This is a genomic window from Pseudomonas sp. ZS1P83 (assembly GCF_054897825.1).
Genome location: NZ_CM142706.1, coordinates 5,417,625 through 5,432,088 on the forward strand (window position 1 = coordinate 5,417,625; position 14,464 = coordinate 5,432,088).

Sequence of the window (14,464 nt, forward strand, 5' to 3'; positions counted from 1 at the left end):
AATTTCGTGAGCCAGCCTACGCCAGCCGTGCGTACCTTCCAAGACTTGATCCTCGCCCTCCAGCAATACTGGGCCGAGCAAGGTTGTGTGGTACTTCAGCCCTACGATATGGAAGTAGGCGCCGGGACTTTCCACACTGCCACGTTCCTGCGCGCCATTGGCCCGGAAACCTGGAACGCCGCTTATGTGCAGCCCAGTCGTCGCCCGACTGACGGCCGCTACGGCGAAAACCCGAACCGTCTGCAGCACTACTACCAATTCCAGGTAGTGCTGAAGCCGAACCCGGACAACTTTCAGGAACTGTACCTGGGCTCCCTGAAGCACGTCGGTCTGGACCCGTTGGTCCACGACATTCGCTTTGTTGAAGACAACTGGGAATCGCCGACCCTTGGCGCCTGGGGCCTGGGTTGGGAAGTCTGGCTCAACGGCATGGAAGTGACGCAGTTCACTTACTTCCAGCAAGCGGGCGGCATCGAGTGCTACCCGGTGACCGGCGAGATCACTTACGGTCTCGAGCGTCTGGCCATGTACCTGCAAGGCGTGGACTCGGTCTACGACCTCGTCTGGGCTGACGGCCCGATGGGCAAAGTGACTTACGGCGACGTGTTCCACCAGAACGAAGTCGAGCAATCGACCTACAACTTCGAACACGCCAACGTCGAGAAGCTGTTCGAACTGTTCGATTTCTACGAAAGCGAAGCCAAGCGCCTGATCGAACTCGACCAGCCGCTGCCGTTGCCGAGCTACGAAATGGTGTTGAAGGCGTCTCATACCTTCAACCTGCTGGATGCTCGCCGGGCGATCTCGGTGACCGCGCGTCAGCAATACATTCTGCGTGTCCGCACTCTGGCGCGTTCCGTTGCGCAAGCCTACCTGCTGGCTCGCGCCAAGCTGGGCTTCCCGATGGCGACCCCGGACCTGCGTGATGAAGTGTTGGCTAAGCTGGAGGCTGCACAATGAGTGCTCAAGATTTTCTGGTTGAACTGGGCACCGAAGAACTGCCACCCAAAGCCCTGAACTCCCTGGCCGACGCGTTCCTGGCCGGTATCGACAAGGGCCTGCAAGCTGCAGGCCTGAACTACGAGACCAAAACCGTCTACGCCGCGCCACGTCGCCTGGCTGTGTTGATCACTTCGCTGGCAACTCAGCAGCCGGATCGCAGCATCAATCTCGATGGCCCGCCACGTCAGGCCGCGTTCGATGCCGAAGGCAATCCGACTCAAGCGGCATTGGGCTTCGCCAAGAAGTGCGGCGTCGACCTGAGCGAAATCGATCAGAGCGGCGCGAAACTGCGTTACAGCCAAAGCATCGCCGGCAAACCGACCGCGAGCCTGCTGCCGACCATCGTCGAAGATTCTCTGAACGACCTGCCGATCCCCAAGCGCATGCGCTGGGGTGCTCGCAAGGAAGAGTTCGTTCGCCCAACTCAGTGGCTGGTGATGCTGCTCGGTGACCAGGTCATCGACTGCACCCTCCTCGCCCAGAAATCGGGTCGCGATTCCCGTGGTCACCGCTTCCATCACCCGGAAAGTGTGCGCATCACCTCGCCGGCCAACTACCTGACCGACCTGCGAGCCGCTTACGTATTGGCCGATGCCAATGAGCGTCGCGAGCTGATCAGCAAGCGCGTCGAAGAGCTGGCAACGATGCAGGAAGGGACTGCAATCGTTCCGCCAGCCCTGCTCGACGAAGTGACCGCGCTGGTTGAATGGCCGGTGCCGCTGGTGTGCTCGTTCGAGGAACGTTTCCTCGATGTGCCGCAAGAAGCGCTGATCACCACCATGCAGGACAACCAGAAGTACTTCTGCCTGCTGGATGCCGACGGCAAGTTGCTGCCACGCTTCATTACTGTGGCCAACATCGAAAGCAAAGACCCGCAACAAATCATCGCCGGTAACGAGAAAGTGGTTCGTCCACGTCTGACCGACGCTGAGTTCTTCTTCAAGCAAGACAAGAAGCAGAAACTCGAAGACTTCAACCTGCGTCTGCAGAATGTGGTGTTCCAGGAAAAACTCGGCAGCGTCTACGACAAGGCCGAGCGCGTTTCCAAACTCGCTGCGTTCATCGCTCAACGCATTGGCGGCAACGCCGTGTGGGCTTCCCGTGCCGGCCTGCTGTCCAAGTGCGACCTGGCGACCGAGATGGTCGGCGAGTTCCCGGAAATGCAAGGTGTCGCCGGTTACTACTACGCCCTCAACGACGGCGAGCCGCAAGATGTTGCACTGGCCCTGAACGAGCAGTACATGCCGCGCGGTGCCGGCGCTGAACTGCCGACCACCTTGACCGGTGCGGCCGTGGCTATCGCGGACAAGCTCGACACGCTGGTCGGCATTTTCGGCATCGGCATGCTGCCGACCGGTAGCAAAGACCCGTATGCCCTGCGCCGTGCAGCGCTGGGTGTATTGCGAATCCTGATCGACAAGAAACTCGACCTCGACCTGAACGACGCCGTGGCTTTCGCCGTGAATGCGTTCGGTACCAAGGTCAAGGCCGCAGGCCTGAACGACTCGGTGCTGGAGTTCATCTTCGACCGCCTGCGTGCCCGTTACGAAGACGAAGGCGTTGATGTCGGGACGTACCTGTCGGTGCGTGCCCTGAAGCCGGGTTCGGCGCTGGACTTCGATCAGCGCGTACAAGCGGTAGAGGCGTTTCGCAAGTTGCCGGAAGCCGCCGCCCTGGCCGCGGTGAACAAGCGCGTTTCGAACTTGCTGAGCAAGGTAGAAGGCTCTGTTCCTTCGGTCGTGGAAGCCAAGTACTTCGACAACGCCAACGAGTTCTCCCTGTATTCGGCGATCCAGCAGGCTGACCAGGCTGTCCAGCCGATGGCCGCTGCGCGTCAGTACAGCGAATCGCTGGCACGCTTGGCTGCCTTGCGCGAGCCGGTGGATGCGTTCTTCGAAGCCGTGATGGTCAACGCCGAAGACGCCAAGGTCCGCGCCAACCGTTATGCGTTGCTGGCACGTCTGCGTGGGCTGTTCCTCGGCGTCGCCGACATCTCGCTGCTGGGCTGAGGGGCTGCTGTTGAAACTGCTGATTCTCGATCGGGACGGGGTGATCAATTACGACTCCGACGCTTACATCAAGTCGGTGGAGGAGTGGATTCCGCTCCCCGGTGCGATCGAAGCCATCGCGCAGTTGAGCAAGGCCGGCTGGACGGTAGCGGTGGCTACCAACCAGTCGGGCATCGCTCGCGGCTATTACGACATCGCCACCCTGCACGCCATGCACGAGCGCTTGCGCTCGTTGGTGGCGGATCAGGGTGGTGAGGTCGGGCTGATCGTCTATTGCCCGCACGGGCCGGATGAAGGCTGCGATTGCCGCAAGCCAAAACCCGGGATGTTGAAAACCATCGCCGCTCATTACAACGTATCGCTGACGAATCTATGGTTCGTCGGCGACAGTCTCGGTGACCTGGAGGCCGCCAAAGCCGTCGATTCTCAGCCAGTTTTGGTTAAGACCGGAAAAGGCCAGAAGACTCAGGGCAAGACCCTGCCGGTAGGCACCTTGATTTTTGACGATCTGGCGGCGATTGCCGCGGAACTTGTGCACAAATGCACTTAAATAAGTCCTGCGCTTCTGAAATTCCTGTCCAAGGATGAAAGGGAAGTGCGCTTTATATAGACGGGCAGTGCCCGCACGGTAAACGTCGCCATGTCGATATTGCAGGCCATCAGAACGTTCCTCTTTTATCTGTTGCTGGGCACCAGCTCTTTGCTTTGGTGCAGCCTGAGCTTTTTTATCGCGCCTTTTCTGCCGTTCAAGGCCCGATATCGCTTCATTAACGTGTACTGGTGCCGCTGCGCGTTGTGGCTGAGCAAAGTGTTTTTGGGCATCAGCTATGAAGTGAAGGGTGCCGAGAACGTGCCTGATCAGCCCTGCGTGATTCAGTCGAACCACCAGAGCACCTGGGAGACGTTCTTTCTATCGGCTTACTTTGAGCCGTTGAGTCAGGTCCTCAAGCGTTCACTGCTGTTCGTGCCGTTCTTCGGCTGGGCGATGGCCATGCTGCGACCGATCGCCATCGATCGCGACAACCCGAAAGCCGCGCTCAAACATGTGGCGAAGAAGGGCGATGAGTTGCTGAAGGATGGCGTCTGGGTGCTGATCTTCCCGGAAGGCACGCGCGTTCCCTACGGCACCGTCGGCAAGTTCTCGCGCGGTGGTAGCGCGTTGGCCGTCAACGCCGATCTTCCGGTGCTGCCGATTGCACACAATGCTGGCAAGTTCTGGCCAAAAACCGGTTGGGCGAAAAAGCAGGGCGTGATCACCGTGATCATCGGTGAACCGATGTATGCCGAGGGCAGCGGGCCGCGAGCCATTGCCGCATTGAACGACCGGGTTCAAGCCTGGAACGAGCAAATGCAACGGGATATGGGTTCGTTGCCACCGGCCCCTCAAGCGCCAGCCGCAACTGATCAATTGGCTGTCTGAGATTCTGTGGATAACCTGTGTACCGTTTCACCGAAAACTAACGTTTTTTTATCATATTCTTATGATTTATATACATATTTCTTAAACTCATAAAACTCGGTAAATGGTGCATAAGTTTTTTCGGGCGCAAAAAACCGGCTGATATAGCCGGTTTTTTATGCGCGCGATTTGCGATGTTTTCGCTTCTGCGACCATTTTTTGAAGAGATAAAAAAGGCCAACACTAGGTGTTGGCCTTTTTTGTTTGGTAGGTTCGCTGAATGTAGGTTCACAAAATAGAGGAGTTCGGGCGTCCTTGGAGGGCCCAATGCCGCTCATCACCACGCGCCTGGTGGCGCTGATTGTTCTTTGCCTGACTCTTGAAGTTCCAGCCCAGACCAACGCCTGCCCAGCTGGAGAGAAACAAGTGTGCCTGGACGGCTGCATCTGCCTGCCAGACGTGGGACAGCTGCTCGGCCCCCTGCCTGATGGCATCTACCAGATCGCGGCACCTGCCCTGGCGCTGGGCGCAACGCGGCCCGGTACTTGGCGTTGGGAAACTAAAATCGCAATAACTGTCGGCGCAGAAGAAATCGAAGCGACGCTGGCCGAATTGCGCAAAAAGCTTCTGAACGAAGCCTGATCAAAAAGTCTTGTTGATCTCAGGGCTACATCACCCCGTTTTGATATTTCATTGCAGTGGGCGCAAAAAAATCAGACTCGATTAACCCAAATATTGGATCTGATTTTTTGCGCCCAGCCTCAGACACGCGGTCGACTTTGCCTACGGCGCTTGCTATTGGCGCAGTTGCACCGTGATCGCACTGGTGGGCCGCGTACAGCACAACAGGATGTCGCCGTTTGGCGGAGCGTCCAGCGGGTCGTCGAAGTACTCGACCGTACCTTCGCGCAAGCTCACCTGGCAGGTATTGCACAAGCCCGCCCGGCAATTGAACGCCGGAGTCAGGCCCGCCTGTTCGGCCAATTCGAGCAATGAATGGCAGTTTTCATCCCAGGCTACGCGGGTGCCGGACGGCATGAAGCAGACACTTACGGCGCCGTCCTTTGCCACAGGTTCGCTCAGCGTCGGCTCAGGTGGCGGCGCTGGACTGACGTCGTCTTCCTCAAGCACCGTCGCCGGGCCAAAAAACTCGTAATGAATTCGTTCGCGGGCCACCCCAAGGCTGCGCAACAGCCGCCAGTTGGCCTGCATGAAAAGCCTAGGGCCGCACAGGTAGATATCATAGTCGTCCAACGGCAGCAGGCGGTGCAGGGTTTGGCGACTGATCAGACCCTGGCTGTGAAAGTGGTCACGATCCGCCTCGCTCGGATTGCGATAACAGAAGTGCACTTCAATGCCCGGGCGCCGGTCGGCCAGGGCCAGCACTTCATCGCGAAACCCATGCACCGCGCCGTTTTCGCAGGCGTGCAGAAAGTGCACCGGGCGCATCGACTGGCCGCTCAGGCGATGCAGCATGCTCAGCATGGGCGTCAAGCCGACGCCGCCGCTGAACAGCACCACCGGCCTTGGACTTTGCTCGTCCAGCACAAAGGTGCCGGATGGGCCTGCGATGTCGAGTACGTCGCCAACCCGCACGCCGTCGTGCAGGTGGTTGGAACCTTGTCCGGCCGGCAGGTCTGGGCGATCGAACGGGGCGGGTTCACGCTTGACCGAAATTCGTACCTGGAGCGGGTTGTCCGTGAGGGCACTGACGCTGTAGTTACGCAGCACCCGAGTGCCGTCGCCCAACACCAGCCGCACCGTGAGGAACTGCCCCGGACGAAAGTCCATGGGTGCAGGACCGTCCTGCGGCGCCAGGACGAAGGAGGTAATGACCGCGCTTTCCGGCGTTTTCTCGATCACCCGCCAAGCCTTGAAACCCTGGGGTTGGCTGCTCATCTCAAACCTCCGCTGTTTGCGGTTTGGCCTGTACCAGCGGGATCAAGTCCGCAGGTTGTTCCTGGGCAATCAATTTGGCCAGGTTGCGCCGGAAACGCAGGGGCCCCGAGTCTGAGGCCAGGTCGATATTGGGGCTGCGTTTGTTGGCCATCCCTTGATGGACGGCGGCGAGCACCACGCGGTCTTCGGCGAAAGCGTCACGTACGTCCTCATCGAACTGGCGCGAGACTTCCTCGTTGTCCTGGTCGAAGTTGCGCACCTGGAACCAGTAGTAGCGGGTGGTGGATTCATCGATGGGGGTCATGAAGTTGTAGGAGTTCATCAAGAACACCTGTTCGTGCACCGGCCCGGCATCCGATCCGGTGCCGGCAGGGGTGAAGATGGCCTTGATGATGGCCTGGGCCGGGTAGTGCACTTCGTAATGCTGCTTGCGGTCACAGTTGCCGCTGAACTTGACGAACTTAGCGTAGAACGGCGCCACTTCGATGTCGCGCATCCACCGCGACACGATCACGCCGACTTCTGTCACCGTGGTTTGCAGCGGTTCCTGGGCGCATGCGACGCTGCCAAAGGAGGACTGGTGAACCCAGGCCACGTGGGAGGGGTCGAGCAGGTTGTCGGTCATGTACAGGTAGTTGCAGGGGATGACCATGCTGTCGCCACGATTCAGGCCCCAGGCTGGATCGCCCCATTCGGGCACGTGGCAAATCTTGCTGGCGTCGGCCAGCTCGGCATCGCCCATCCAGATCCAGATCAGGCCGTAGCGCACGGCCAGCGGATAACTGCGCACCTTGGCGCCTTGCGGGACGTGCTTACTGCCGGGGGCGCGCACGCAACTGCCCGAGCAGTCGAAGGTCAGGCCGTGGTAACCGCATTCAATGTCGTCACCTTGGCGCCGCCCCAAGGACAACGGCAGTTTGCGATGCGGGCAGGCATCTTCCAGGGCGACCGGGGTGCCATCGCCTTTGCGGTAAAGCACTACCGCCTCATTCAGCAGCTTGACCGCAAGCAGTTGCTCACCGAGTTCGGTTTCACTGGCGGCGACATACCAGGCGTTGCGCATAAACATGGGGTCTCTCCTTATTATTCTTCGGATCGTGGCTAACGACGGATCCAGAATACGAGAGGCCAGTTGAGTAAGAATAGATGGGTAAAACTGATGTTTGGTTTAGGTTTGCTTAAGTGTTTATCGCGCCCCCACGAACATCTCCTGTGGGAGCGAGCTTGCTCGCGATAGCGGAGTATCAGGCGCCAAATGTATTGACTGACACACTGTTATCGCGAGCAATCCCCACACTGGGTGCTGTGCGTTTTACAGACCGCCGCGCGTGCCTATCGCGGACAACGCCCGTTCCCAGATCTGCCGCGTTCGCACCGATACCAACTCTTGCCAGTCGCTGTCCGCGGGGAAGAATTGTTCAAGCAGTTGCAACTTGATCTGCCGTGCTTCGGGGCCGGTTGGGTCGCCGTGTAGGTGCAGCCACTGATCGTCGCGCAGCACCGCATGGATTTGTTGACCAGGGTAGGTGCCGCACTCGATCACGAACGGCATCAGTTGCACATGGGGCAAGGCGTTGATGATGGCCTGGGAGGTGTAACCGGTGGCAGTGGCAGCAACGCCGGTGTCGCTCTGGCTGTTGGCGCCGGTCATCAGGGTGAACAGCCAGGGCCCGAACAACGCCTGGGCCTGGGGTAGTGCCGGGTACGCGGCCTGGGCAATGGTCATCAGCATCGGATGGCCATAATCGCCCGCGCCGGTGTGCAGGTCGAAGCACATCGCGACCTCGGCGTGTGCCAGGTGTTCGCCGAGGATCCGGTGCAGGGTCTGGTTCGACCAGCTTGAGCTGTTACCACCGTAGAACAGGCCATCGGGATGGCGATACTGACCGGCCTCGACAATCGACATAACTGCCGACCAGCCCTCGCGGCTGATCCGTTCATTGAGCTGGGCATCGGCGCGCTCACGCTCGGGGCCACGCAGTTGGGTGCAGGTGTAGATCGGGTGCAGCGTTTCATAAGCCGCGTTGTCGGGCGGTGTCTTGGTGAAGTCCAGGTAGTTGCGGTTGAGGTCGATGTTGTCCTCGTTGACCCGACGCATCCAGGCCGTGCCCCACGGGTTGATCAAGTGGATCATCAGTACCGCGACGTCGTCGGGCAGGCTGCGCTCGCTGAAGGTTTGCAGCCATTGGCGCTGGCAATCCGAGCCGTAATAACCTTCCACGCCGTGGGTGCCGCTCAAGGCCACCAACACCCGTTTGGCCTGGGGGTTGCCGAGCAGGGCCACATCGGTGCCCAGGGCTTCGGCGAACGGGCCGCGCAATGGGTGCGGGTAATGGCTCAGACGGGCGCCGACGGCTTGGGCGGCGGCGAGGAATTGTTCACGCTGCTGGGTAAAGCTGCGGTGCGATGGAAAACCGTTACTCATCGTTGTCTCCTGTCGAAAGGGGGTTACTTCAGGCGGCCGGAGAGGAACTGGGTCAAGCGCTCGCTTTGCGGATTGACCAGCACTTCACCCGGCGGGCCTTGCTCTTCAACCCGGCCCTGGTGCAGGAACATCACATGGTTGGAGACGTTGCGCGCAAAACCCATCTCGTGGGTGACCACGACCATGGTGCGACCTTCCTCGGCCAGGGCCTGCATCACTTTCAGCACCTCGCCCACCAGTTCCGGATCCAGCGCGGAGGTGGGTTCGTCGAACAACATCACTTCCGGTTCCATGGCCAGGGCACGGGCAATGGCGACCCTTTGCTGCTGGCCGCCGGACAGGTGGGACGGGTATTTTTTCTCAACACTCGGGTCCAGACCGACTTTATGCAAGTACTGCCGCGCGCGTGCCTCTGCGTCCTTGCGCTTGACGCCCAGCACATGCACCGGTGCTTCGATGATGTTCTCCAGCACGGTCATGTGCTGCCAGAGGTTGAAGTGCTGGAACACCATCGCCAGTTTGGTGCGCACTTTTTGCAGCTGACGCGGGTCGGCCACCCGCAGCGCGCCGTTGAGATCCTGTTTGGTGCGGATTTGCTCGTTGTTCACCGTGATGGTTCCGGCGCACGGCTGTTCCAGGAAATTGATGCAACGCAGGAAGGTACTTTTGCCCGAGCCGCTGGAGCCAATGATGCTGATTACATCGCCAGCCTTGGCCTTGAGCGATACGCCCTTGAGTACTTCGTGGTCGCCGTATTTCTTGTGCAGCTCATCTACGCTTAGCTTATACATGTTCGATGTCTCCAAAAGGACGGTCACTCAATGCGCCTGCGGTTGCAAGAAGGCCAGCCAGCGCACTTCGCAGCGACGAAACAGCCAGACCAGGGTAAACACCATCAGCGCGTACAGCACCGCCGCCAGGCCGAAGGCTTCGAACGAGGAGTAGGTCGCAGAGTTGACGTCGCGAGCGACCTTCAATAAATCGGGCACGGTGGCGGTGAAGGCGAGGGTGGTGGAGTGCAGCATCAGGATCACTTCGTTGCTGTAGTACGGCAGCGAACGTCGCAATGCCGAGGGCAGGATGATTCGCCGGTACAGGGTGAAGGTGGACATGCCATAGGCGCGGCCTGCTTCGATCTCGCCATAGGGCGTGGCGCGGATGGCGCCGGCGAAAATCTCCGTGGTGTAGGCACACGTGTTGAGGGCAAAGGCCAGCAGGGTGCAGTTCATGCCCTCGCGAAAAAACGCATCGAGGGTCGGTTGGTCGCGCACCACTTGCAAGCTGTAGATCCCGGTGTAGAGGATCAGCAGTTGGATATACAGCGGCGTGCCGCGAAACACGTAGGTGTAGAACCATACGGGCATGCGCAGCAGCGGATTGGGCGAGACTCGCGCCACGGCCAGCGGCACGGCCAGGGTGCCGCCGATGGCGATGGAAGCGACCAGCAGCCAGAGGGTCATGGCCACGCCTGAGAATTGGTAGCCGTCAAACCAAAGGTAAGCTTTCCAGTACTCCTGGATGATATCGATCATAGCTGCGCACCTCTCACGCCCACCGAGTAGCGGCGTTCAAGCCACATCAGCACGCCGTTGGAAACGGTGGTCAGGGCCAGGTAGATCAGGCCGCCGACCACGCTGAAGAAAAACAGGTCCATGGAGTTCTTGCCCGCGTCCTGGGTGACTTTGACGATATCGATCAAACCAATGATCGACACCAGCGCCGTGGCCTTGATCAACACCTGCCAGTTGTTGCCGATTCCCGGTAGGGCGAAGCGCATCATTTGTGGAAACAGCACCCGCACAAACACCTGCCGACGATTCATGCCGTAGGCCACGGCAGCTTCCAGCTGGCCGGCTGGCACGGATTGAAAAGCGCCGCGGAAGGTCTCGGTAAAATAGGCACCGTAGATGAAACCCAGGGTCAGCACCCCGGCCGCGAAGGGGTTGATGTCAATCTGTTCGGTGTCCAGCCATTCAGTCAGGTTGTTCAGCCAGATCTGCAGGCTGAAGAACAGCAACAACATGATCACCAGGTCCGGCACGCTGCGAATCAGCGTGGTGTAGCCGGCTGCCAGGTGACGCGGCAGCGGTTGTTTCGATAGCTTGGCTGATGCGCCGATCAGGCCCAGCATGACGGCCAGTACCATGGACATCAGTGCCAGCTGGATGGTCGCCAACGTACCTTCGAGAATGAGCGAACCATAGCCCTGTAAAAGCATGTTCTGTCTCTCCGTTGGCAAGGGCGGCCCGCGGGTCGGCCCTTGCGCGAAATGGATGGGCAAGGCGCCGGATCACCAAGCCGCGGGCTTTCCGGCACCGGTCAAGCGCAGGGCTTTTAGTTGTAGATGTCGAAGGTGAAGTACTTCTTCTGGATGGTGTCGTAGGTGCCGTTCTTGTGCATCTCGGCCAGTGCCCGGTTGATGGCTTCCATCAGCTGCGGCTCGTTCTTGCGCAGGCCGATGGCAATGCCTTCGCCCAGCAGTTCCTCGTTGTACACGGCGTCGCCGGCGAAGGTGAAACCGGTGTTCTTAGGCGTTTGCAAAAAGCCCAGATCGGCCACGGCGGCGTCGGTCAGGCTGGCGTCGATACGGCCGCTGACCAGGTCCGGATACAGCAAGTCTTGGTTGGGGTAGGTGACCATGATCACCCCTTTAGGCGCCCAGATTTTTTTGACGTACGCCTCTTGGGTGGTGCCTTGGGCGACGCCGACGCGCTTGCCTTTCAGGGATTCGGGCGTAGGCAGCAGGCCGCTGTCCTTTTTCGCGATCAAACGGTTGGGGGAGTTATAGAGACGGTCGGAGAAGTCGACGTTTTTTTTGCGCTGGTCGTTGATGGTCATTGCCGACAACACGGCATCGAACTTTTTCGCCCGCAGCGCTGGGATGATGCTGTCGAATGCGTTTTCCACCCACACGCACTTGACCTTCAGCTCGGCGCAAATGGCGTTGCCCAGGTCGATGTCAAAGCCCAAGAGTTGACCGTCGGGGTTTTTCGATTCGAACGGAGCGAAGGTCGGATCGACGCCAAAGCGAATGACGCTTAAATCCTTGGCCAGGACGCCGGTGGAAGCCAATGCAAGGACGGTGGCGAGGACAAATTTTTTCATTGTTGTTTTTCCTTTGTCTGACGGATCGGACGCTAAAGGTGTAATACAGAAACGTCTTTGTATGACAGTACCTGTATATACATGATGAGCAAAATGCAGGCCAATTCATGGAAAATGTCTGCAAGGTGCTGTTTGTCGCGGTGCTGATAAGCCCGGGGTGGTTAAGTCGCCGGGTCACTGTGGGTTTTGGTTACACATGGTTACATCGGAGGCTGCACCGTATCGGGTCTTGCGCAACAACATGAGGCGTCTCCTGACCCTGGCAGGTAAAAACCCGCCAAAGCCAAACACGATGCTTTTCATATACAAAATGATGTCGAAAACTGTGGCTTGCTACTCAGCTAAAGTATCAACCCGTCGATTGCTATGGAGATGCTGATGAACAGCTTGCCTTCTCTGCGCGCGTTGCAGGTTTTTGAAGCCGTGGGACGTTTCGGCGGCATTGTCGAGGCCGCCAAGCGCCTGGGTATCTCGGCCGGTGCCGTCAGCCAACAAATGAAGCTGCTGGAAGACACCCTGGGCTTGAGCCTGACCTTGAAGGTCGGCAAACGTATTCGCCTGACCGCCGCCGGCCAGCGTTATCACGACAGCTGCGCAGCGGCATTCGAGAGTCTGCGCATCGCCCAGATCGAGGTCGAGCGGTCGAAAAACGCCAGCAACCTGCGCATCAGCGCCTTGCCGTCATTGCTGTCGGATTGGTTGGCACCGCACATCTATGCCTGGCAGGACGAGCACCCGGAACTCAATTTGTTTCTCGATGGCAGTCACGCCGAACCTTCGCCAGAGGGCTACGACATCGATTTTCGCTTCACCTACGGCGACTACGTAACCACGGAAACTGCCATCGAGCTGTTTCGCGATTGCGTGGTGCCGGTGTGCAGCCCTCGGTTGTTGCGGCCTGATGTGCCGCTCAACAAACCGGCGGACCTGCTGGCATACCCGATGCTGTCCATCGACTGGCTACCGAAATTCGCCTCGCCGCCTTCGTGGCGTGACTGGTTCAAGGCCCAACAGGTGGACTGCGAAGGCATTCGCGATGGCTACCGCGTGTATTCCTTGTCGGCCATGGCAATCCAGGCCGCATTGGCAGGGCAGGGTGTGGTACTGGCGCAATATTCAATGGTGGCTGATGCCTTGTCAGATGGGCGTTTGATCAGGCCGTTTGCCCGGGCCTTGCCCTTGCCGTCGGCGTATTTTTTGGTGGGTGCCAAGGGCGCGTTCGACAAGGCCCACTGCCGCGACTTCCACCGTTGGATTGTGGCGCGCGGGCGTGAGCAAATGGTGATCAATCAGCGGTTGTTGGCGTAGCCGTCACCAGGCTGCGCTTGATCCATTCATACAGGCTCAGGCCTTCGGCGGACAGTTCGCTGTTGGAGCGCCGGCACAGGTAGTACTGGCGGCTGTCATCCACGTGCAGGTCGAACAGCTTTACCAGTTCGCCGCTGGCGTCATGGGGCGCCACCAACGGCTCGCGCAGCAGCGAGCAACCCAGGCCGGTGAGCGTAACGGTCAGCGCCAGTTGCCCGTCTTCGAGCAGCAAGCCATTGGGTGCACTGGCGTGCTTGACCCCGGCGACTTGAAACCATTGGGCCCAGGTGCCGCGTTCTTCGTCGTGCAGCAACGGCAGTTGGCTCAAGGCCTGGGGCGAGTCGATGGGGGCGTGGCGCTGAAGGAATTCGCGGCTGCAATAGGGCGAGACGGCGCCCGAGATCAGCGGCTCGCTGTGATAGCGCGGCCAGTGGCCGGTGCCGAAGCGGATCGAGATGTCCGCTGCATCGCTGGGATAGCTGCGGTGGTTTGCGTAGGTGACGTTGATGTCCAGTTCCGGGTTTTGCGCCAGGAACTCGGCCAGCCGCGGAAAGAACAGGTTGATGCCAAACAGCGGAATCAAGCTGATGGTCACCTGGCGCATGACGGACTTCTCGCGCACATGCTCGGTGGCGCTGCGCAATACCGCGAAAGCCGAGCGAATGGCACGGTAATAGGGGTCATGCCGAGATAAGGGAGCACGTGCGTGACGGAGACAGATAGGCTACCCATAAACTGAGACGACCAACCCGTAAGTGAAATCCATAAGAAACCAAGGGCCATATCACCTGCCGCGACGGCGGCTAGACGATACTACCGGCCTCTATTAGTGCAGTCTTAGTATCGCTCATACTATTACTTGTTATACATCGAACTAAAAACATAACAAGTATGTAGTAAGTTAAACCATACGCAATGAAATCAGCAAATGCTGATAAAAACATACGGCATCCGATGATACGAAATTGGTCAGGGAAAGCGTGCTAGTTGAGGGCCGCTCTGAGCTAAGGTTTATTCTTGTTCGTGTAGTTTTTTCGCATAGCCAATACAACCTAGACGACTTTATCTTTTAGCCAGAAGAAAGGTGCTCAGCACATTTCCCAGCTTTCACGAGCAGTTTTCATAAACCCGTTGCCCGCGTCTGTTTGAATCTTCCGCATTACCTTACTCCCGGTCGCTGAATCCGGCCACTGGGCGCCTGATCTCAGGAAACTCGAAAAAAAAGGCCAGCGCGATGCGCTGGCCTTCTGTCTGCTGCGGCCCACCGTAAGGGTGGGCCGATTCATTTATTTGTGAAAATAGGCAACTATTTTGTGA

Annotated in this window: 12 protein-coding genes and 2 pseudogenes; 6 read left to right on the plus strand and 8 right to left on the minus strand. The window is 58.9% G+C overall.

Going from position 1 to position 14,464, the window contains the following annotated elements:
• The first annotated feature begins 6 nt into the window (after window positions 1-6).
• The 5 genes and pseudogenes from glyQ to ACYZT0_RS25445 form a co-directional block, all read left to right on the plus strand.
• On the plus strand, window positions 7-960 hold the full coding sequence (gene glyQ, locus ACYZT0_RS25425) for a glycine--tRNA ligase subunit alpha (RefSeq protein WP_008155694.1): 954 nt from the start codon (window positions 7-9) through the stop codon (window positions 958-960).
• On the plus strand, window positions 957-3,011 hold the full coding sequence (gene glyS, locus ACYZT0_RS25430) for a glycine--tRNA ligase subunit beta (protein WP_462043520.1): 2,055 nt from the start codon (window positions 957-959) through the stop codon (window positions 3,009-3,011). Before glyQ ends, glyS begins: the two co-directional genes overlap by 4 nt.
• 4 nt (window positions 3,012-3,015) lie before the next feature.
• A complete protein-coding gene (gene gmhB, locus ACYZT0_RS25435; protein ID WP_462046633.1) occupies window positions 3,016-3,561 on the plus strand; it encodes a D-glycero-beta-D-manno-heptose 1,7-bisphosphate 7-phosphatase in 546 nt (181 codons plus the stop codon).
• 90 nt (window positions 3,562-3,651) lie between these two features.
• Window positions 3,652-4,431 carry a lysophospholipid acyltransferase family protein gene (locus tag ACYZT0_RS25440; RefSeq protein ID WP_462043521.1) on the plus strand — a complete coding sequence of 260 codons (780 nt, stop codon included), beginning with the start codon at window positions 3,652-3,654 and terminating at the stop codon, window positions 4,429-4,431.
• Between the two features lie 306 nt (window positions 4,432-4,737).
• Window positions 4,738-4,935: pseudogene (locus ACYZT0_RS25445) on the plus strand (hypothetical protein); the annotation flags it as partial.
• A gap of 270 nt (window positions 4,936-5,205) precedes the next feature.
• Here the strand turns inward: ACYZT0_RS25445 and ACYZT0_RS25450 are convergent.
• The 7 genes from ACYZT0_RS25450 to ACYZT0_RS25480 form a co-directional block, all read right to left on the minus strand.
• A complete protein-coding gene (locus tag ACYZT0_RS25450) occupies window positions 5,206-6,309 on the minus strand; it encodes an FAD-binding oxidoreductase (protein WP_462043522.1) in 1,104 nt (367 codons plus the stop codon).
• Window position 6,310: 1 nt separating this feature from the next.
• Window positions 6,311-7,378: an aromatic ring-hydroxylating dioxygenase subunit alpha gene (locus ACYZT0_RS25455; protein WP_462043523.1), complete on the minus strand. Its 1,068-nt coding sequence runs from the start codon at window positions 7,376-7,378 to the stop codon at window positions 6,311-6,313.
• 243 nt (window positions 7,379-7,621) lie between these two features.
• Complete coding sequence (locus ACYZT0_RS25460; RefSeq protein ID WP_462043524.1) at window positions 7,622-8,734, minus strand: DUF2817 domain-containing protein; 1,113 nt, start codon at window positions 8,732-8,734, stop codon at window positions 7,622-7,624.
• Window positions 8,735-8,757: 23 nt separating this feature from the next.
• Window positions 8,758-9,525 (minus strand): ABC transporter ATP-binding protein, encoded by a 768-nt coding sequence (locus ACYZT0_RS25465; RefSeq protein ID WP_462043525.1) that lies wholly within the window; start codon window positions 9,523-9,525, stop codon window positions 8,758-8,760.
• A 27-nt stretch (window positions 9,526-9,552) separates the two neighbouring features.
• Complete coding sequence (locus tag ACYZT0_RS25470) at window positions 9,553-10,266, minus strand: ABC transporter permease (protein ID WP_462043526.1); 714 nt, start codon at window positions 10,264-10,266, stop codon at window positions 9,553-9,555.
• Complete coding sequence (locus ACYZT0_RS25475) at window positions 10,263-10,952, minus strand: ABC transporter permease (RefSeq protein ID WP_462043527.1); 690 nt, start codon at window positions 10,950-10,952, stop codon at window positions 10,263-10,265. Before ACYZT0_RS25475 ends, ACYZT0_RS25470 begins: the two co-directional genes overlap by 4 nt.
• Before the next feature lie 116 nt (window positions 10,953-11,068).
• On the minus strand, window positions 11,069-11,839 hold the full coding sequence (locus ACYZT0_RS25480; protein ID WP_462043528.1) for an ABC transporter substrate-binding protein: 771 nt from the start codon (window positions 11,837-11,839) through the stop codon (window positions 11,069-11,071).
• Window positions 11,840-12,217: 378 nt separating this feature from the next.
• Between ACYZT0_RS25480 and ACYZT0_RS25485 the strand changes: the two genes are divergently transcribed.
• Window positions 12,218-13,147 (plus strand): LysR substrate-binding domain-containing protein, encoded by a 930-nt coding sequence (locus ACYZT0_RS25485; protein WP_462043529.1) that lies wholly within the window; start codon window positions 12,218-12,220, stop codon window positions 13,145-13,147.
• On the opposite strand, the pseudogene ACYZT0_RS25490 reads toward ACYZT0_RS25485, so the two are convergent.
• A pseudogene (locus ACYZT0_RS25490) lies at window positions 13,125-13,871 on the minus strand (LysR substrate-binding domain-containing protein); the annotation flags it as partial. The gene ACYZT0_RS25485 and the pseudogene ACYZT0_RS25490 sit on opposite strands and share 23 nt — an antisense overlap.
• Between the last annotated feature and the right edge of the window lie 593 nt (window positions 13,872-14,464).

What these genes read in the sequence shown, in the direction of transcription:
- ACYZT0_RS25460 (WP_462043524.1), bottom strand. Translation starts at nt 8,734, where the DNA reads ATGAGTAACGGTTTTCCATCGCACCGCAGCTTTACCCAGCAGCGTGAA.
- ACYZT0_RS25465 (WP_462043525.1), bottom strand. Translation starts at nt 9,525, where the DNA reads ATGTATAAGCTAAGCGTAGATGAGCTGCACAAGAAATACGGCGACCAC.
- ACYZT0_RS25440 (WP_462043521.1), top strand. Translation starts at nt 3,652, where the DNA reads ATGTCGATATTGCAGGCCATCAGAACGTTCCTCTTTTATCTGTTGCTG.
- ACYZT0_RS25485 (WP_462043529.1), top strand. Translation starts at nt 12,218, where the DNA reads ATGAACAGCTTGCCTTCTCTGCGCGCGTTGCAGGTTTTTGAAGCCGTG.
- ACYZT0_RS25480 (WP_462043528.1), bottom strand. Translation starts at nt 11,839, where the DNA reads ATGAAAAAATTTGTCCTCGCCACCGTCCTTGCATTGGCTTCCACCGGC.
- glyS (WP_462043520.1), top strand. Translation starts at nt 957, where the DNA reads ATGAGTGCTCAAGATTTTCTGGTTGAACTGGGCACCGAAGAACTGCCA.
- ACYZT0_RS25475 (WP_462043527.1), bottom strand. Translation starts at nt 10,952, where the DNA reads ATGCTTTTACAGGGCTATGGTTCGCTCATTCTCGAAGGTACGTTGGCG.
- ACYZT0_RS25450 (WP_462043522.1), bottom strand. Translation starts at nt 6,309, where the DNA reads ATGAGCAGCCAACCCCAGGGTTTCAAGGCTTGGCGGGTGATCGAGAAA.
- ACYZT0_RS25455 (WP_462043523.1), bottom strand. Translation starts at nt 7,378, where the DNA reads ATGTTTATGCGCAACGCCTGGTATGTCGCCGCCAGTGAAACCGAACTC.
- ACYZT0_RS25470 (WP_462043526.1), bottom strand. Translation starts at nt 10,266, where the DNA reads ATGATCGATATCATCCAGGAGTACTGGAAAGCTTACCTTTGGTTTGAC.